The organism is Streptomyces sp. NPDC026538, from assembly GCF_055567535.1.
In genome coordinates, this window is record NZ_JBVHQG010000001.1 from 1349024 (window position 1) to 1365866 (window position 16843).

Here is a 16843-nt window from a genome sequence, read left to right on the forward strand (position 1 = left end):
GCGCCCCGCATGGGCGGGAATGCGCGCAACGTAAAGTGTCACGGTCGGCCCGCCGGGTGCCGCGCGGACAGGGACGAGAAGGGGGAGGCAGTCGGATGCCGCAGACCGAGAAACCGGGCACCGAGGTGACGGCGCCGACCCGACTCCGCTGGTGGACCGAGTTGCCGCTGATCCTGCTGGTGTACGGCTGCTACACGGCCGGCCGCCTGCTCGCGCGCGGCGACACCTCGACCGCCGTCGACCACGGCCTGGCGATCCTGCGCATCGAGAAGGCCCTGCACCTCAACGCCGAGCACCCGCTCAACCGCCTGTTCACGCGGGAGGCGTGGCTCGGCATACCCGCGGACTTCTGGTACGCCTCGCTGCACTACCTGGTCACCCCGGTGATCCTGGTCTTCCTGTTCCGCGGGCGCGCCGAGGTCTACCGGCGGGCCCGCACCTGGCTGATGACGTCCACGTTCATCGGTCTGATCGGCTTCACCCTGCTGCCCACCTGCCCGCCCCGGCTGCTGGAGGTGAAGTACGGCTTCGTCGACACGATGGCGCAGTACAGCTCGTACGGCTGGTGGGGCGGTGACGCCAGCGCCCCGCGCGGCCTCGGCGGCATGACCAACCAGTACGCGGCGATGCCGAGCCTGCACTGCGGCTGGGCGCTGTGGTGCGGGGTCATGCTGTGGCGTCACGGCGGCAACCGCCTGACCAAGGTCCTCGGCGTGGCCTACCCGCTACTGACCGCGATCGTGGTCATGGGCACCGCCAACCACTACTTCCTGGACGCGGTCGCGGGCGTGTTCGTGATGGGCCTCGGCTACCTGATCGCGCCGTACGTGATGCGGGCCGCGGACTTCGTCCGGGTCCGGGTGACCCAGGGCACCTCACTGGTCGCAGCACGCTCCGGCGACACGGTTTCCCCGATTGTCAGTGGCGGATGCCAGACTTCGGCGGGTGAGCGCATTCCATCGCAGCGCGAGCCCCGGCTCGCCTCCGGAGCCGAACCGGACGCCGCCCCCACCGACGCGGGGGACGGCGCTCCGGCACCAGCTCGCTGAGCTGCGCGGCCCCGACGTCCCCGCCAAGGCCCTCGACGCGCGCGCCCTCGCGGCGCTCGCGGCGAACCCGGGGTGCCGGCGGCGCGCGATCCTGGACGGCGCCGGGGTGGACAAGACCGCGCTGGCGAGCGCCCTCGGCGCACCGTCCGCCTTCGGTCAGTCCCAGTTCGCGCTGACCCGGGGCAACGCCTTCGAGGCGAAGGTGAAGGCGGACGGCGGGGCGGAGTTGCTGCGGCTGGTGCGCAAGCACCTCGATCCCGGCGCCGAGCCGGCCGAGCGGGCCGCCGTGCCCGACCTGACCGCGATCGGCCCGGAGGGGCGTACGGCCCGCACGGCACTGGCGCTGCGCGAGGCGGGCGAGGCAGGCGGCTGGGTGCTCCTCGACCACCCGATGCTGGCCCTCCAGGTGGCCGGCTCCCCGGCGTTCCTGGAGCCGGACGCGGTGGTCGTGCACCCCGACGGCAGCTGGACGGTCGTCGAGATCAAGTCCTTCCCCCTGCTGGACGGTTCGGCGGACCCGGCGAAGGTCGGGGCGGCGGCCCGGCAGGCGGCGGTGTACGTGCTGGCCCTCGAGGAGGTCGCGGCCCGCCTTGACCCCGCCCCCCGGGTACGGCACGACGTGCTGCTGGTCTGCCCCAAGGACTTCTCCAACCTGCCCACCGGCGCCGCCGTCGACGTCCGCAAGCAGCGCGCGGTCACCGCCCGCCAGCTGGCCCGGCTCACCCGCATCCAGGACATCGCCGACACCCTCCCGGAGGGCACCTGCTTCGCGCCCGGCCTGCCCGCCGAGCAGCTGACGGCAGCCGTCGAAGCGGTCCCGGCGGCCTATGCGCCCGAGTGCCTGTCCGCCTGCGAACTGGCCTTCCACTGCCGGCAGCGCTCCCGCGCGGCCGACGAGGTCACCACGCTCGGCCGCGCGGTCCGGGCCGAGCTGGGCGGCCTGACCACCGTCGAGGACGTCCTGTCGGCGGCGCGCGGCGACAGCGGCGACCCGGACGACCCGGCGGTGGCGGCCCTGCGCCGGGCGGCGGCCCTGCGCGCCGAAGCGCTGAGCACCCAGGGGGCCATGTGTCACTGATCACCACCCTCGCCCGGCTCGAAGCCGTGAGCACGGGCACCGCCCAGCCAGCCGCGACCGTCCGCCACCGGCACCTGTCCGAGCGCCCCCTCGTCTTCGTACCGCTCACCACCTCGGGCGAGGCGGGTGCGCCCCTCGGCGCCCTGGTCGGCACCGACCGGGACGCCCCGCGCCTGCTGGTCGTACCGCAGCCACGCGACCGTGACCTGCGGTTCGCGTTCCTCGCCGAGCTCGCCGACGTCGTCCTGCCGTACCTGGAGTCCTACGCCGGCTCGGTCGAGGCCGCCGAGCGCACCGAGACCGACCCGGAGACCGGCAAGCGGGTCAAGGTCGAGGTGGAACTGTGCGCGGACGCGCCCCAGTTGATCGTCCCGGGCCGTGCGGGCATCGAGTACGTACGGCTGCTGGGGCGGTCGACGCGCTTCAGGCGCACGGCGGAGCAGGACCCGGAGGCGCCCTACCCGGCCCCGCCCCGGGTGCCGTTGCTCGGCCGCTGGCTCACCCATTTCGGCGAGCGCGCCCGCGTCCCCGGCTCCTCCCTCCTCCTCGCCATGACCGACCTGCTCTCCCGGCACTGGGCGACCGGGCAGTCCGGCGTCGAGGACCAGCACCTGGGCGCACTGCTCGCCTGGATCAGCCCGCCGGGCGACAGCACGGGCGCGGAAGCGGCGCGCCTCGCCGAGCTCGCCCGGGACGGCGACGGCCAGTTGCTGTGCCCGCCGGCCGGCCCGGCCACCGACCCGGCGTTCGACAACAAGCTGCTGGCCCCGGCCTTCGAGCGGTACGACCGTGCCCGTACCGCCCTGGCCGGCGCCGAGGACGGCCTGCAGGCCGACGACCGGCTGGCGATCCTCACCGCCGCCGAGCGGGAGATCCGCGACCTCGTCGCCAGCCGGACCAGGCCCACCTGGGACGCGGTCTGGTCCGGGCTCGACCTGCTGCACCGGCTGCCGGAGGGCGCCCGGGTCGAGGAGCGGTGGACCCGCGACCGCTGGTCGTTCACCGGCCACCGGGACCGGGTGCTGGCCGGCGAGCCCCCGCAGCCGCGCCGCGACGACGCGGTCACGGCCGCCAACAAGCTGGCCACCCGCGAGCGCGAACAGGCCCGGCTGGACGCCCAGGAGGCGCTGGACGACCCGCTGGTGATGGCGGGGCGGCGGCTGACCGGGGAGGCGTTCGCGGGCGAGGTCCTCGATGTGGTCATGGCGTACAGCGAGGGCAAGCGGCCCAGCCCGCGCCCGCTGGTGACCCTGCGCACGGAGGACCGGCCGCATCTCGGGGAGCGCGCGAAGGCGTACCGCTCGCTGGGCGGCAAGCCGCAGTCCATGGAGTTCGTCGGGTACGAGGCCGAGGGGGTCCTGGTGCTCCGGGTGCTGGACAAGATGGGCCGGGGCAAGGAGCCGGAGGAGGGGTCGGTCCCGGAGAAGGGCGACCGGCTCACCTTCACCCTGTTCGAACACGAGCAGCGCGGCGGGGCGAAGCTGCCCGACCCGGAGGCGACCCCGTGGACCCACGGCGGCCCGCCGGGCGAGGCCGCGGCGGAGGCGGCCGACACGGTGACCGAGGAGGACGTGCTGTGACCGCCGACGTCGATTTCGACCCCGGTGCGGCCGCCACCCGCGCCACCGACGCGATCCTCCACGACACCCTGCACGGCACCGACCGGGGCGTGGTCGTGGACTCCCCGCCGGGTGCCGGCAAGTCCACGCTGGTGGTCCGGGCGGCCCTCGAACTCGCCGCCGCGGGCCGCCCCCTGATGGTGGTGGCGCAGACGAACGCGCAGGTCGACGACCTGGTCCTCAGGCTCGCCGAGAAGAACCCGGAGCTGCCCGTCGGCCGGCTGCACAGCAGTGACGCCGACCCGTACGACAAGGCGCTGGACGACCTGCCGAACGTCCGCAAGTCGGCGAAGGCGGCCGACCTGCGGGAGGCGCCGGTGGTGCTGTCCACCGCCGCGAAGTGGGCGCACGTCACGGTGGACGAGCCCTGGCGGCACGCGATCGTCGACGAGGCGTACCAGATGCGCTCGGACTCGCTGCTCGCCGTCGCCGGGCTGTTCGAACGGGCGCTGTTCGTGGGCGACCCCGGCCAGCTGGACCCGTTCGCGACGGTGGGCAGCGAGCAGTGGGCGGGCCTGTCGTACGACCCCTCGGCCTCGGCCGTCTCCACCCTCCTCGCCCACAACCCGGGCCTCCCGCAGCACCGCCTCCCGGTCTCCTGGCGCCTGCCCGCCTCCGCCGCCCCACTCGTCTCCGGCGCGTTCTACCCGTACACCCCGTTCCGCAGCGGCACCGACCACGGCGACCGCCGGCTGGCCTTCGCCGTGCCCTCCGACGGCTCCGGGCCCGACCGGGTGATCGATGAGGCGGCCGAGTCCGGCTGGGGCCTGCTGGAGCTGCCCGCCCGGCACACCCCGCGCACCGACCCGGAGGCGGTCCGGGCGGTGGCGACGGTGGTACGACGGCTGCTCGACCGGGGCGGGGCGGCGCTCTCCGAACGCTCGCCCGATCCGTCCCCCCTCACCGCCGACCGGATCGCCGTCGGCACGGCCCACCGGGACCAGGCGGCGGCGGTCCGCGCGGCCCTGGCGGAACTGGGCGTGACGGACATCACGGTCGACACCGCGAATCGCCTCCAGGGCCGCGAGTACGACGTGACGGTCGTCCTCCACCCGCTCTCCGGCCGCCCCGACGCCACCGCCTTCCACCTGGAGACGGGCCGCCTGTGCGTCCTCGCCTCCCGGCACCGCCAGGCCTGCATCGTGATCTGCCGCGCCGGCGTGACCGACCTCCTGGACGACTACCCCTCGACAGAACCGGTCCAACTGGGAACCCTCGTCAAGTTCCCGGACGGCTGGGAGGCCAACCACGCGGTCCTGGCCCACCTCGCCGAACACCGAGTGCCCTGGCGACCCTGACAAAGGCCCCACCCACCACCCCATCCGCCGGACGGCGTCCGGCACGCCGCCGGAGGCGGCCGACAAATACAGCCCCGACGGCTGGGAGGCCAACCACGCGGTCCTGGCCCACCTCGCCGAACACCGAGTGCCCTGGCGACCCTGAGGACGGTGCCGGTGCGCGCAGAGTCACCCGGCGGCCTTGGGGTGGGCTTGCGCGGGCGCGAGAGAATGGACGGTGGCCATCGAACCGTAGGCACCGAACCGTACGAGGAGGACCAGACATGGCGGAGCCCACGCCGCGTCGGAACGAACCGCGGCTACGCCCCGCGCACCTGCTCTTCGAGCCGGTCGCAGCGGTCGCCGACCCGGAGCACTTCTTCGGCCTGGAGTCGATCGACGACCCCGGGGCGCTCCTGGCGCGCGCGACCGAGCTGACCCAGGCGTTCCGCGTGGCCACCGACCGGGCGGTGGAGTTCCAGGCCATGGCCGCCGCCCAGCTCGCCGACCCGCGCCGCTTCGACCGTCTGACCCCGGCCGACATCGCCGCGCGGGCCGAGTGGACCGAGGACTACGCGAAGAAGATGGTCGAGTTCGGCCGGGACCTGCTGAAGGGCAGCGAGGACGCGGAGCCGGCAGAGCCCCTCTAGCGGTCTCCGCGGAGCGGGGCGCCGCACCCGGCATATGCCAGGCGGGTGCCAGGCGGGCAAGATACCCCCTCCGGCCCATCCCGTCCCGGTTTTCCGCAACTCACCGCGAGCGTGGTCTCACGATGGGTATCAATTCCCTATGAGCAGCACACCGTACGAGACGCCTCTCCACGGCCCCGGCGACCGCTCCGACGCCGCCGGGGTCACCCCCGACGGAGCCGCCTGGCTCGCCTCCGCGGGAACGTATCCGCGGAGCACGCTCGCCTTCTGGGAGGAGCGGCCGGACGCCCCGGTCGTGCTGCCCTGCGGCTCGGTGTTCGACGTGGTGAACACCCCGGCGGTGTTCGGCCGCCGCATGCTGGACCGGCTGTGGGACGAGGGGCCGGGCTCCGGGCCGGTCGCGGTGTTCCGGGGCCGGATGCTCCTGTTCGCCGCCCCCGGCACCGCCGCCCGGCTGCCGTCGCTGCTGGGCTGGGAGGAGTGGGGCGGCCGCAGCCAGGCCGTCCCGCCGCTGCTGTGCCACGGCACCGGCGACGCGGTGACCGTCCCGGCGCTGCACGGCGACCGCTCCGCCGCCCCGGCCGGCACGCGCTGGCTGGTCGCCCCGGACACCCGGCACCCCTGGCTTCCCGGAGCGGAAATCCTGCTCTGGGCCGCGGTACGGGCCGCCCGCTCGGCCGTGCGGATATCGATTTTTCCTCCCGCCGATCAGGATGCTAAGGTCTACGACGTCAGCAGGCGCCGCTAGCTCAGTTGGTTAGAGCAGCTGACTCTTAATCAGCGGGTCCGGGGTTCGAGTCCCTGGCGGCGCACGCGAAGTAGGCGAAAGGCCAAGCTCCTGTGAGCTTGGCCTTTCGTGTTTCCGAACCCGTCGCCCTTCTGACCCGGTCACCTTTCTGACCCCGTCGCCTTTCCGACCGCGTCGCCTTTCCGACCGCGTCGCCTTTCCGACCCCGTCACCCGCGTGTCAGCCCAGCTCCCTCGGCGTGATCTTCACATTCCACGCGCCGGACGCCGTCCGCCCCTCCACCTCGACCCGCACGCCGTCCCTCGGGACCGTGAAGCTCTCGCCGAGGGCGACCGGGGCGTCGGCCAGCGGCGGGTAGACGGAGTTCTCCCAGCAGGCCTCGGTGCGCGGATGGGCGTCGATCACCTCGACCGGGCCGCCGCCGGAGGCCGTCTCGTCGCGGACCCGGTAGACGAGGATGCCTTCCCGGCAGGCCGCGCTGTCGTTGCCGGACGCGCCCCGCGCCTCGAAGGCCAGCACGGTGTCGGGCCCGGTGCGCACCACCGCCAGTTTGGTGCCGTCGCCGAGCCCGAAGGCCGGCGCGCCCGCGGCGCCCTGCGCAGGCACCCCGGGTCCGGCGGACAGCGGCTCCAGGGTCAGCCGGGTCGGCGCGGCCCCCCGTACGCACACCACCTGGCGCGGATCCAGCCATCCGAGTTTCCACTTGTGCCAGGCGAAGAGGTCCGGGGACAGCCCGAACTGGCTTCCCATCAGATCCCAGTCGCCGACGTAGGTGTCCCAGTCGCCCTTGCCGTCCACCGGGCGGTGGTAGAGGTCGGGGAGGTCGAAGACGTGCCCGGTCTCATGGGCGAGAACCAGCCGGTCCGGCGGATGCTTCTCGAAGACGGTGACGACCCGGTGCACGTCCGTGCCGTCGACGTGCACCGGGACCTCCAGGTTGACCACCTTCGTGGCGTCGGAGTCGACGCCGGGCGCGTCCGGGTCGGCCACGAAGTACACGACGTCGTAGCGCGAGAAGTCGACCTCGGGATCGGCCGCCGCGAACGCGTCCCGCAGGTAGGCGGCCCGCAGCACCAGGCTCCAGTCGCGCTTCATGCCGTAGGCGACCGAGGGTCTGGGCATCCGCAGCCAGTGCGTCAACGGGTGCGGCCGGATGGTGAACTTCCCGTAGGAGGCCTGCTCGTAGAAGCGGCTGGTGGCCGGGAAGTGGTCGGCGACCAGCTCCGCCGGGGTGGTGCGCGGGGGCGCGTCCGGGAAGGAGAGGAAGACCATCACGGCCGAGAGCGCGTGGGTGGGGCGGGTGTAGTCGGCGTCCCAGGTGTCGACGCCCTCGGAGTGGTGCGCATCGGTGCGGTGCAGGGCGCAGGGAGCCGTGGAGAACGGCTCGGCGGCCGACGGTCCGGTCAGGATCGTCGTCGCGACGAGCGCCGACATCGTGGTGAACACGGCGGCGGTGCTGCGCAGCAGGAGACGCGGCACGGAAGGACCTCCGGGACGGTTCGCGGGACACCGCCACCCAGCCTGTGCGAGTTTGTCGTCTTATGACCTGTTTATCTGCACCAGGCGGGTGAGGAACCCGAACGGCCGACACCCCGGGAAACTCACGGAACGTCACAAGTGGCCAGACGACTCAAGAACCCGTCCAGGTGCGGGCAGAAACGATCTGTCAGAACCGGTGCTTCATCGTGGACACTGGACAGTGGCTGGAAGGCCCTCGGGCCAGCCTCTATGATCGGCACACTTTCCTGCACGGACAGAGATCGAGTGCACTGCGGGAGCGAGCGGTGAGCGGAACGTCCGAAGGGCCGACGCCCGCGGCAGACCTCGACCGGTCCGCCGTCACAGACAGTGACAATATCTGTCGGAAGTCGTACAACCAGACGGCCGACCCGAAGACAGGCGAGACACCACAGGCGACACTGACGACAGACCCGACAGCGCCGACGGAACCGCCAGGCGCGACGCCGGACGCGAAGACATACGAGCACGCCTTCACCGCGGCCGCGGTGCCCATGGCCGTCGTCGACCGCGACGGCCTGGTCAGCACCGCCAACGCGGCGTTCGGCAGCCTGATCGGCGCCGACCCGGCCGGCCTGACCGGGCGGATCGCCGCGGATCTGGTGGACCTGGCCTCCGACGCCCGCACCTGGCACGCCTATCGCGAGGTGCTGCGCGGCCGGCAGGCCAAGCTGCGGTGCGCCCGTCGGCTCAAGCACCCCGACGGGCACTCGCTCTGGGTCCAGGTCACCGTCTCCCCGCTGGCGAAGGACGCCCCGGGCGTGCTGATGTCGGTCTCCGACATCAGTGCCCGCCGCGAACTCCAGGCCCGGCTGCGGCACTTGCAGATGCATGACCCGGTGACCCGGCTGCCCAACCGGACGTTGTTCTTCGAGCGGCTCTCGGCCGCGCTGGAGGCGGAGTCGTACGAGCAGAGCGGTACCGGCCGAATCGGCCTGTGTTACCTGGACCTTGACGGTTTCAAGGCGGTCAACGACACCCTCGGCCACCGGGTGGGCGACCGACTGCTGGCCGCCGTCGCCGAGCGGCTGACCCGGATCGCCGACGACGCCGGCTTCGCGCGGGCCGGGGTGCCGCTGGTGGCCCGGCTCGGCGGCGACGAGTTCGCCCTGCTGGTCGAGGACTCGACGGGCACCGAGCAGCTGGCCGATCTGGCCGAGTCGGCGCTGGCAGCACTCCAGGCGCCGTTCGACCTGGCCGGCCAGCGGCTCTCCCTGTCGGCCTCGATCGGGGTGGTGGAGCGCCATGCGGCGGGCACGACGGCCACCGGTCTGATGCAGGCCGCCGACACGACCCTCTACTGGGCGAAGGCCGACGGCAAGTCCCGCTGGACGCTCTTCGACCCGGAGCGCAACGCCCACCTGGTCACCCGTCAGGCGCTCTCCTCCACCCTCCGCCCGGCCATCGAGCGCGGCGAGTTCGTGCTCGAGTACCAGCCGCTGGTGGGCATGGAGGACGGGCGGCTGAGCGGGGTCGAAGCCCTGGTCCGCTGGAACCACCCGCAGTTCGGCACACTAACGCCGAATCGGTTCATCGGATTGGCGGAGGAGGACGGCTCGATCGTCCCGCTCGGCCGCTGGGCCCTGACCACCGCCTGCCGGCAGGCCCGCCGGTGGCAGCTGGACCACCCCGACGAGCCGCCGATCTTCGTGAGCGTGAACGTGGCCGTGCGCCAGGTCTGGGACTCCGACCTGGTGGCGGACGTGGCGGAGACCCTCGCGGAGACCGGCCTGGCGCCGCATCTGCTCCAGCTGGAGCTGACGGAGTCGGCGGTGATGGGCTCGGCCGGCCGGCCGCTGCAGGCCCTTCAGGCCCTCAGCGACATGGGCGTTCGCATCGCCATCGACGACTTCGGCACCGGCTACTCCAACCTCGCCTACCTCAGCCGGCTCCCGGTGTCGGTGCTCAAGCTGGACGGTTCCTTCGTCCGGGGCTTCCAGTACGACGACCCGGGCGACCGTCCGAACCCCGCCGACGAGGTCGTGGTGGAGGCGATGATCCAGCTGGCCCACCGGCTCGGCCTCACCGTCACCGCCGAATGCGTCGAGACCTCGGCGCAGGCCTCGCGGCTGCGGCACATCGGCTGCGACACCGGCCAGGGGTGGCTGTACTCCCGGCCGGTGACGCCGGATCGTATCTCCGAGCTGCTGGGCACCCGGACCTACGCGGACACCCCGGTCGGCAAACCGTAGGCGTCGGCGATCAGTTCGTAGGAGCGCAGGCGCAGCTCGCCGCGGTGGGCGTGCGTGGTGAGCATCAGCTCGTCGGCGCCGGTGCGCTTCTGGAGGTCGTCGAGGCCGGCGCGCACCTCGTCGGCGGTGCCGTGCACGATGTTGGCGGTCCAGGAGTGCACGAACTCCTCCTCCATCGGGGAGAACTCGTGCTTCTCGACGTCGTCCGGGTCGGGGAAGAGACCGGGCCGTCCGGTGCGCAGCCGCAGCATGTTCACCGCACCGGCCCGCACCTGGCGCCGGGCCTCGCGCTCCTCGTCCACGGCGAGCGCGGAGACGCCGATGAGGGCGTACGGCTCGTCGAGGACGGCGGACGGGGTGAAGGACTCGCGGTAGAGGTCCAGGGCCGGGATGGTGTTCTGCGCGGAGAAGTGGTGCGCGAAGGCGAACGGGAGCCCGAGCATGCCGGCGAGCCGGGCGCTGAAGCCGGAGGAGCCGAGCAGCCAGACGACCGGCCGGTGCGGGGACTGCACACCGCCGGGGCTGGTGCTCTGGACGGGGCCCGGGATGGCGTGGATCCGGCGGTACGGGTGCCCGTCCGGGAAGTCGTCGTCCAGGAACCGGGTGAGCTCGGCGAGCTGCTGGGGGAAGTCGTCGGCGCCCTCGTTGAGGGTCGGGGTACGGCGGAGGGCGGCCGCGGTGGCCCCGTCCGTGCCCGGGGCCCGGCCGAGACCCAGATCGACCCGCCCCGGGGCCATCGCCTCCAGCGTGCCGAACTGCTCCGCGATGACGAGCGGGGCGTGGTTGGGCAGCATGACACCGCCCGAACCCAGCCGGATGCGCTCCGTGTGGGCGGCGAGGTGGGCGAGGATCACGGCGGGCGAGGAGGAGGCCACACCCGGCATGGAGTGGTGCTCGGCGACCCAGAACCGCTGGAAGCCGCGGGCCTCGGTGAGCCGCGCGAGCTCCACGCTGGTGCGCAGGGCGTCGGTGGCGGTACTGCCGGTGCCGACGGTCACCAGGTCCAGTACGGAGAGGGGGACGGGGGCGGTCCCGTGCGTGATGCCCCGGATCTCGTCTGCCGACACGGTGGAGCCTCCTGATTTACGGCCGTGAGCTGTACTGGAGGGCGATAACAGGAGGATGGCTCCGGTTATTCCCGGCAAGGCCGCCCGCCTCCCCGCCCCCGGCCACACCGCCCGAGCCGACATGCCTCACCCCCGGACAGCTGCCTCAGCCGCCCGAGCCCACGCCCCACCCCCGGACAGCTCCTTCAGCCGACCCAGCCCACGCCCCCACCCATACGGCTCCCTCACCCCGACCGAGCCCATGCCCCCCACCCAGACGGCTCCCTCACCCCGACCGAGCCCACACCCCCCACCCCCAGACGGCTCCCTCACCCCGACCGAGCCCGCGTCCCCCAACCCATACGGCTCCCTCACCCCGACCGAGCCCGTATCCCCCGCCCCGGACCCCCGCCCCCCCCGGGCGGCTCCCTCGTGCCGGCCGAGTCGGGTGGTGGGTGGGCGGTGGGGCTTGGGGGTCCAGGGGGCGGAGCCCCCTGGTACGGGGGACCGTCAGGCCTGGACGATCGGTTGGCGGGTGAACAGGGTGCCCAGCGCCGGCTCGTTCAGCCGGCGGTCGGCCAGCCGCAGGCCCTCCCACACGGTCACCTGGTTCGCCGTGAGCACCGGCTTGGACAGCGCCTTCTCCAGAAGTGGCAGATGGGCCACCGTGTGGAGTGCCGTGTCCGGGAGGAGTACCGCCTCCGCGCCGGAGGCGTCCGCGGTCCGCGCCAGCGTGAGTACCTCCTCCTCCCCCCACGTCCCCACCTCCGCCGCCGTGACGATCCCCGACGAGCGGACCCCGGTGACCTCCAGGCCCCCGGCCCGCAGGAAGTCCGCGAAGAGCTGGGCCACGTCGTCCGGGTAGGTCGCGCCGACCGCCACCCGTCGTACCCCGAGCTCCCGCGCCGCGTGCACGAACGCGAAGGACGTGGACGACGCGGGCAGCCCGGCCGCCTGGGCGAGCTCCCGGATCTGCTGGTGGGCGCCCTCCCAGCCGTACACGAAGCTTCCGCTGGTGCACGCCCACACCACCGCGTCCGCGCCCGCGAGCCGCAGTTCGTCCACCCCGGCCGCCAGCCGCCGTGCCGATCCCATCTCCCGCAGCGCGTCCACCCGGTGCGCGTCCTCGCCGATGTCGGTGTGGACGACGTCCACCCGGACGTCGCTGCCGAGGAGCTGTTCGATGCGCGGGTAGTCGTCCTCCGCGGAGTGCCCCGGATAGAGGATTCCGAGCGCTGTCATGTCCACCCTTCCTGCTGTTCTTCCGGCAGTACGGGCCACTCCCGTGGCGCCGATCCGTCCGGATGACCGATCAGCGTCTGATAGGGCCCAACGGCTCGGGTACCCAGCCTGCGCAGCGCCGCCCACATCGTGACCTGGTTGGCCGACAGAACGGGTACGCGCAGCTCGGCCTCCAGCTGGGGGATGACGTCGTAGGTGGGCAGGTTGGTGCAGGAGATGAACAGGGCGTCGGCGGCCCCGGGCCGTACCGCCTGCCGGGCCATGGCGACCACGTCCCGGTACGGCACCTGCCAGATGTGCCGGGTCAGCCCCATGAACGCACAGCCGGCGACCTCGACGCCCGCCTCCGCCACGTACTCCTCGAGGACCCGCGTCACCGAGACCGTGTAGGGCGTGACCAGCGCGAGCCGCCGTACGCCCAGCGCGGTCAGCGCGTCGAGCAGCGCTCCGGACGTGGTGAGCGCGGGCACCGCACCGGACCGGGTCATCGCCTCGCACATCGCGCGCTCCCCGGCGATGCCGCCGACGAAGCTGCCGGAGGTGCACGCGTAGGCGACCACCTCGGGGGCGACGGCGGTCAGCGCGCGCACCGCGTCGCCGAGCGTCTCGTGCTCGCTGACCAGCCGCGCGAGGTCGAGGCTGACCTCGACGGGCACGAACGGGGTCCTGGTCAGGTGCAGGGACACGTCGTCGGGCACCCAGCGCCACAGTTCACGATCGAGCGCGAAGTCGAAGGGCGCCACGACGCCTACACCGCGCTGGGGGCGAGGTCCGCCCAGAAAGGAGACGTCCATGAGAAGTCACCGGCCTCAGGTCAGGAGAGGAGGGGCAACGGTCGGCGGGTACGTCCGTGTTGACGAAGGTAGGTTCGGGTGCGAGCGTGGTCAATCCGCGCATGCCAGACGTAGGGAGCCGTCCCCTCGATGACGCAGGCCCCGCCCACCGTGCTGATCCTCGACGCCGACCCGCCCCCGCGGCTCGGCCGGCTCACCGGCCACGCACGGATCGTGCACACGAACGCGGCGGGCCTGGCGGCCCGGCTGCCCGAGGCGGACGTCCTGCTCGTCTGGGACTTCGCCTCGCACGCCGTCCGCGAGGCCTGGCCGGGCACGGGACCGCGGCCCCGGTGGGTGCACACCGCCAGCGCGGGCGTCGACCATCTGATGTGCCCCGAACTGGCCGCGTCCGACACGGTCGTCACCAACGCGCGCGGGGTCTTCGACCGGCCCATCGCCGAGTACGTGGCCGCGCTGGTCCTCGCGATCGCCAAGGACCTCCCCCAGACCCTCGGCCTCCAGCGGGAGCGGACCTGGCGGCACCGCGAGGCGCGCCGGGTCGGCGGCACCCGCGCGTGCGTGGTGGGCTCCGGCCCGATCGGCCGGGCGATCGTCCGCACCCTCAAGGCGCTCGACATCACCACCGCGCTGGTCGGCCGTGTCCCGCGTACCGGCATTCACGGCCCCGGCGACCTGGACCGGCTGATGTCCCGCGCGGACTGGGTGATCGCGGCCGCGCCGCTGACCGAGCAGACGTACGGCATGTTCGACGCGCACCGCTTCGGCGTGATGCAGCCCTCGGCCTGCTTCATCAACGTCGGCCGCGGCCAACTGGTCGACGAGGACGCGCTGGTGCGGGCGTTGACCCGGCGCTGGATCGCCGCCGCGGCCCTGGACGTCTTCGCCACCGAGCCGTTGCCCGCCGACAGCCCGCTGTGGGACGTGCCGGGCCTGATCGTCTCGCCGCACATGAGCGGGGACACGGTCGGCTGGCGGGACGAACTGGGCACTCAGTTCGTGGAGTTGTACGAGCGGTGGGCGGCGGGCAGGTCTCTGCTGAACGTGGTCGACAAGAAACGCGGTTACGTGCCCGGTCACTGACTCCCGGGAGGGTGCCCCTCATGCAGCTCACCGACCTCACCGACCTCACCGCCCGGCAACTCCTCGACGGCTACCGCACGGGGGAGTTCGGCCCGGTGGAGGCCGTCCGGGCGGCCCTGGAACGGGCCTCCCGGATCCAGCCGGAGGTCAACGCCTTCGTCCGCCTCACCGAGGAGGACGCCCTGGCGCAGGCGGCGGAGTCGGCGCAGCGGTGGCGGCGGGGCGAACCGAGGGGACTGGTCGACGGCGTCCCGGTGACGGTCAAGGACATCCTGCTGATGCGCGGCCATCCGACCCTGCGCGGCTCCAGGACCATTTCCGCCGAAGGGAGTTGGGACGAGGACGCGCCCTCCGTCGCCCGGCTGCGCGAACACGGCGCGGTGTTCATCGGCAAGACCACCACCCCCGAGTACGGCTGGAAGGGCGTCACCGACTCCCCGCTCTCCGGGATAACCCGCAACCCGTACGACCCGTCCCGCACCGCCGGCGGTTCGAGCGGGGGCAGCGCGGCGGCCGTCGCCCTGGGTGCCGGGCCCCTGTCGCTGGGCACGGACGGTGGCGGCAGCGTGCGCATCCCGGCGGCGTTCTGCGGAGTATTCGCCCTGAAACCGACGTACGGCCGCGTCCCGCTGTACCCCGCGAGCGCCTTCGGCACGCTGTCGCACGTGGGCCCGATGACCCGGGACGCGGCCGACGCGGCACTGCTGCTGGACGTGATCGGCACACCGGACGCCCGGGACTGGTCGGCGCTGGGGCCCGCCCCGGGTCCCTTCACGGCAGGCCTCTCCGGAGGCGTTCGCGGACTGCGGGTGGCGTTCTCACCGACGCTGGGCGGCCAGGTGGCGGTCGGTCCCGGGGTCGCTGCGGCGGTACGGCGGGCGGTGGCGCGGCTGGCCGAACTGGGTGCGTACGTCGAGGAGACCGACCCGGACTTCAGCGACCCGGTGGAGGCGTTCCACGCCCTGTGGTTCGCGGGGGCGGCCCGGGTGACCCAGCGTTTCTCCCCCGAGCAGCGGGAGTTGCTGGATCCCGGGCTGCGGGAGATCTGCGGGCAGGGGGCCCGGCTGAGTGCCCTGGAGTATCTGGCGGCGGTGGACGTCCGGATGGACCTGGGCCGTCGGATGGGTCTCTTCCACGAGCGGTACGACCTCCTGGTCACACCGACCCTGCCGATCACCGCGTTCGAGGCGGGGGCGGAGGTGCCGGAGAACTCCGGGTTCCGGCGCTGGACGGGGTGGACTCCGTTCACGTACCCCTTCAACCTCACCCAGCAGCCGGCCGCGACCGTACCCGTGGGAGTGGACGGGGCCGGGCTGCCGGTGGGGTTGCAGCTCGTGGCCGCCCGTCACCGGGACGATCTGGTGCTGCGGGCGGCCCATGCGCTGTACGAGGCGGGCGCGGCTTCGGTACCGCCGGGCGGCGCCGTCGTGGTCTGACGGAGCGCGCCGGGGAGCGGCCCGCGCCTCCCACGACGACCCGATCGACATCCACGGCACCTATCTCGAAGTCGTCGGGCGCCCCGGGCCGAACACCCTCACCCTCGCCTACGAGCACCCGCAGACCGCCGGGTTCCCGCAGTTCGCCCCGGGTGACGAGGTCGAGTTCACCACCAAGCGGACGATGACCCGGCTCTCACCGGCGCACGCGAAGGTCACCGCGGTCGACGGGCCGAGCGGGATGGACCACGACAAGCCGCTGACCACGATGACCGTCGGCTTCCACCGGCCGGTCCCTGCCGGGACCGAGATCGGCGGCACGGTCGTCGAGAACATCACGGCCACCCCGTCGGTATCGAGGACAACGCGTTCGACATCGGTGACGTGACCGTGGTCAACGCCAAGAGCGTCGGCGGGTTCACCTTCACCGGCAACCCGGTCCGCCGCCTGGCCGCGGCCGACCAACCGCCGTACACCTCACCGCTGTTCGTCGTCCACGGCAGTTCGGGCATCCGGATCGCGCACAACCACTACGCCAAGGGCCTCAACACGTCCGTGGTCGCCGACTGAAACAGAGCGGGCGGGGTGGCTAGGCCCTGCGGAAGGCCAGGGTCTCCCCCGCCGCCCCCGTCCGCCACAGGTCGTTGCAGGCCTCGGCCAGGTCCGGCAGGCCCGCCACCACCTCGCCCCACACGATCCCCGGCACCCAGCCCACATCGCCGTTGAGCAGCAGGTTGTTGCGTTCGTAGAAGAGGGCCAGGTCGACGACCGTGGTGCCGGGGCGTACCTCGCGGTCGTAGCCGTAGGCCTTCGTGCCCAACTCCGCGCCGGCGAACGAGAAGTAGCAGAGGTCGCCGGGGATGGGCGTGACGGTCGGGTTCTCCAGGGGCGGTTCCGTCGCGGCGAATGGCGGGAAAAGAGCGTAGATCTCGTTGCGGGCGTACTTCGCGTGGTACACGTCGCCGGCGAGTGGCAGGGCGTCCCAGACGGCGGCACAGGTCACCGGCGCCCGGTCGTCCAGCAGCCGGGCCGTGGCCCGGACCCCGCGGGTGACCAGCGAGACTTCGATGAATCGATCGGCCATGTCATCCATGATGCATAAGTCGATTGG

The 16843-nt window shown here is 73.0% G+C and carries 16 protein-coding genes and 1 tRNA gene; 12 read left to right on the top strand and 5 right to left on the bottom strand.

The window, feature by feature from the left end; translation table 11 throughout:
• Window positions 1–95: 95 nt before the first annotated feature.
• From ACZ4N4_RS06075 to ACZ4N4_RS06105, 7 genes are all read left to right on the top strand, one after another.
• A complete protein-coding gene (locus tag ACZ4N4_RS06075) occupies window positions 96–1049 on the top strand; it encodes a phosphatase PAP2 family protein (RefSeq protein WP_467584902.1) in 954 nt (317 codons plus the stop codon).
• Window positions 946–2127, top strand: coding sequence for a hypothetical protein (locus ACZ4N4_RS06080; RefSeq protein ID WP_467584903.1), 1182 nt, complete (start codon window positions 946–948; stop codon window positions 2125–2127). Before ACZ4N4_RS06075 ends, ACZ4N4_RS06080 begins: the two co-directional genes overlap by 104 nt.
• Window positions 2118–3707 carry a hypothetical protein gene (locus ACZ4N4_RS06085; RefSeq protein WP_467584906.1) on the top strand — a complete coding sequence of 530 codons (1590 nt, stop codon included), beginning with the start codon at window positions 2118–2120 and terminating at the stop codon, window positions 3705–3707. The genes ACZ4N4_RS06080 and ACZ4N4_RS06085 overlap by 10 nt, the downstream gene beginning before the upstream one ends.
• The gene (locus ACZ4N4_RS06090; protein ID WP_450756098.1) at window positions 3704–5044 is read left to right on the top strand and encodes an AAA domain-containing protein; all 1341 of its coding nucleotides are present in this window, start codon (window positions 3704–3706) and stop codon (window positions 5042–5044) included. Before ACZ4N4_RS06085 ends, ACZ4N4_RS06090 begins: the two co-directional genes overlap by 4 nt.
• Before the next feature lie 263 nt (window positions 5045–5307).
• A complete protein-coding gene (locus tag ACZ4N4_RS06095) occupies window positions 5308–5673 on the top strand; it encodes a hypothetical protein (protein WP_384477583.1) in 366 nt (121 codons plus the stop codon).
• Between the two features lie 139 nt (window positions 5674–5812).
• Window positions 5813–6421 (top strand): bifunctional DNA primase/polymerase, encoded by a 609-nt coding sequence (locus ACZ4N4_RS06100; RefSeq protein ID WP_467584910.1) that lies wholly within the window; start codon window positions 5813–5815, stop codon window positions 6419–6421.
• Window positions 6412–6485: transfer RNA gene (locus ACZ4N4_RS06105), tRNA-Lys, on the top strand. The genes ACZ4N4_RS06100 and ACZ4N4_RS06105 overlap by 10 nt, the downstream gene beginning before the upstream one ends.
• Window positions 6486–6640: 155 nt before the next feature.
• Here the strand turns inward: ACZ4N4_RS06105 and ACZ4N4_RS06110 are convergent.
• The gene (locus tag ACZ4N4_RS06110; RefSeq protein ID WP_467585347.1) at window positions 6641–7855 is read right to left on the bottom strand and encodes a M6 family metalloprotease domain-containing protein; all 1215 of its coding nucleotides are present in this window, start codon (window positions 7853–7855) and stop codon (window positions 6641–6643) included.
• 350 nt (window positions 7856–8205) lie between these two features.
• Between ACZ4N4_RS06110 and ACZ4N4_RS06115 the strand changes: the two genes are divergently transcribed.
• On the top strand, window positions 8206–10131 hold the full coding sequence (locus ACZ4N4_RS06115; protein WP_467584913.1) for a putative bifunctional diguanylate cyclase/phosphodiesterase: 1926 nt from the start codon (window positions 8206–8208) through the stop codon (window positions 10129–10131).
• Here ACZ4N4_RS06115 and ACZ4N4_RS06120 read toward each other — a convergent pair.
• The 3 genes from ACZ4N4_RS06120 to ACZ4N4_RS06130 form a co-directional block, all read right to left on the bottom strand.
• Entirely contained in the window at window positions 10101–11198 is a 1098-nt protein-coding gene (locus tag ACZ4N4_RS06120) for an LLM class flavin-dependent oxidoreductase (protein WP_453572012.1), read from the bottom strand. The genes ACZ4N4_RS06115 and ACZ4N4_RS06120 overlap by 31 nt on opposite strands.
• A 489-nt stretch (window positions 11199–11687) precedes the next feature.
• On the bottom strand, window positions 11688–12419 hold the full coding sequence (locus tag ACZ4N4_RS06125; protein WP_450756106.1) for a maleate cis-trans isomerase family protein: 732 nt from the start codon (window positions 12417–12419) through the stop codon (window positions 11688–11690).
• The gene (locus ACZ4N4_RS06130; RefSeq protein WP_467584918.1) at window positions 12416–13213 is read right to left on the bottom strand and encodes a maleate cis-trans isomerase family protein; all 798 of its coding nucleotides are present in this window, start codon (window positions 13211–13213) and stop codon (window positions 12416–12418) included. The genes ACZ4N4_RS06125 and ACZ4N4_RS06130 overlap by 4 nt, the downstream gene beginning before the upstream one ends.
• Window positions 13214–13342: 129 nt before the next feature.
• Here ACZ4N4_RS06130 and ACZ4N4_RS06135 point away from each other — a divergent pair, with 129 nt between their 5' ends.
• From ACZ4N4_RS06135 to ACZ4N4_RS06150, 4 genes are read left to right on the top strand one after another with little or no spacing between them, the layout of a single operon-like run.
• Window positions 13343–14296 carry a D-2-hydroxyacid dehydrogenase gene (locus tag ACZ4N4_RS06135; protein WP_467584921.1) on the top strand — a complete coding sequence of 318 codons (954 nt, stop codon included), beginning with the start codon at window positions 13343–13345 and terminating at the stop codon, window positions 14294–14296.
• 20 nt (window positions 14297–14316) lie between these two features.
• Window positions 14317–15732: an amidase gene (locus tag ACZ4N4_RS06140; RefSeq protein WP_467584924.1), complete on the top strand. Its 1416-nt coding sequence runs from the start codon at window positions 14317–14319 to the stop codon at window positions 15730–15732.
• Entirely contained in the window at window positions 15674–16120 is a 447-nt protein-coding gene (locus ACZ4N4_RS06145) for an alpha-1,3-galactosidase-related protein (protein ID WP_467584927.1), read from the top strand. Before ACZ4N4_RS06140 ends, ACZ4N4_RS06145 begins: the two co-directional genes overlap by 59 nt.
• Window positions 16117–16302, top strand: coding sequence for a hypothetical protein (locus ACZ4N4_RS06150; RefSeq protein WP_467584930.1), 186 nt, complete (start codon window positions 16117–16119; stop codon window positions 16300–16302). The genes ACZ4N4_RS06145 and ACZ4N4_RS06150 overlap by 4 nt, the downstream gene beginning before the upstream one ends.
• Window positions 16303–16321: 19 nt before the next feature.
• Here ACZ4N4_RS06150 and ACZ4N4_RS06155 read toward each other — a convergent pair whose 3' ends face one another.
• Window positions 16322–16816, bottom strand: coding sequence for a DUF3830 family protein (locus tag ACZ4N4_RS06155; RefSeq protein WP_453385716.1), 495 nt, complete (start codon window positions 16814–16816; stop codon window positions 16322–16324).
• Between the last annotated feature and the right edge of the window lie 27 nt (window positions 16817–16843).

What these genes read in the sequence shown, in the direction of transcription:
- ACZ4N4_RS06075 (WP_467584902.1), top strand. Translation starts at nt 96, where the DNA reads ATGCCGCAGACCGAGAAACCGGGCACCGAGGTGACGGCGCCGACCCGA.
- ACZ4N4_RS06095 (WP_384477583.1), top strand. Translation starts at nt 5,308, where the DNA reads ATGGCGGAGCCCACGCCGCGTCGGAACGAACCGCGGCTACGCCCCGCG.
- ACZ4N4_RS06100 (WP_467584910.1), top strand. Translation starts at nt 5,813, where the DNA reads ATGAGCAGCACACCGTACGAGACGCCTCTCCACGGCCCCGGCGACCGC.
- ACZ4N4_RS06110 (WP_467585347.1), bottom strand. Translation starts at nt 7,855, where the DNA reads ATGTCGGCGCTCGTCGCGACGACGATCCTGACCGGACCGTCGGCCGCC.
- ACZ4N4_RS06125 (WP_450756106.1), bottom strand. Translation starts at nt 12,419, where the DNA reads ATGACAGCGCTCGGAATCCTCTATCCGGGGCACTCCGCGGAGGACGAC.
- ACZ4N4_RS06130 (WP_467584918.1), bottom strand. Translation starts at nt 13,213, where the DNA reads ATGGACGTCTCCTTTCTGGGCGGACCTCGCCCCCAGCGCGGTGTAGGC.
- ACZ4N4_RS06135 (WP_467584921.1), top strand. Translation starts at nt 13,343, where the DNA reads ATGACGCAGGCCCCGCCCACCGTGCTGATCCTCGACGCCGACCCGCCC.
- ACZ4N4_RS06140 (WP_467584924.1), top strand. Translation starts at nt 14,317, where the DNA reads ATGCAGCTCACCGACCTCACCGACCTCACCGCCCGGCAACTCCTCGAC.
- ACZ4N4_RS06145 (WP_467584927.1), top strand. Translation starts at nt 15,674, where the DNA reads ATGCGCTGTACGAGGCGGGCGCGGCTTCGGTACCGCCGGGCGGCGCCG.
- ACZ4N4_RS06155 (WP_453385716.1), bottom strand. Translation starts at nt 16,816, where the DNA reads ATGGCCGATCGATTCATCGAAGTCTCGCTGGTCACCCGCGGGGTCCGG.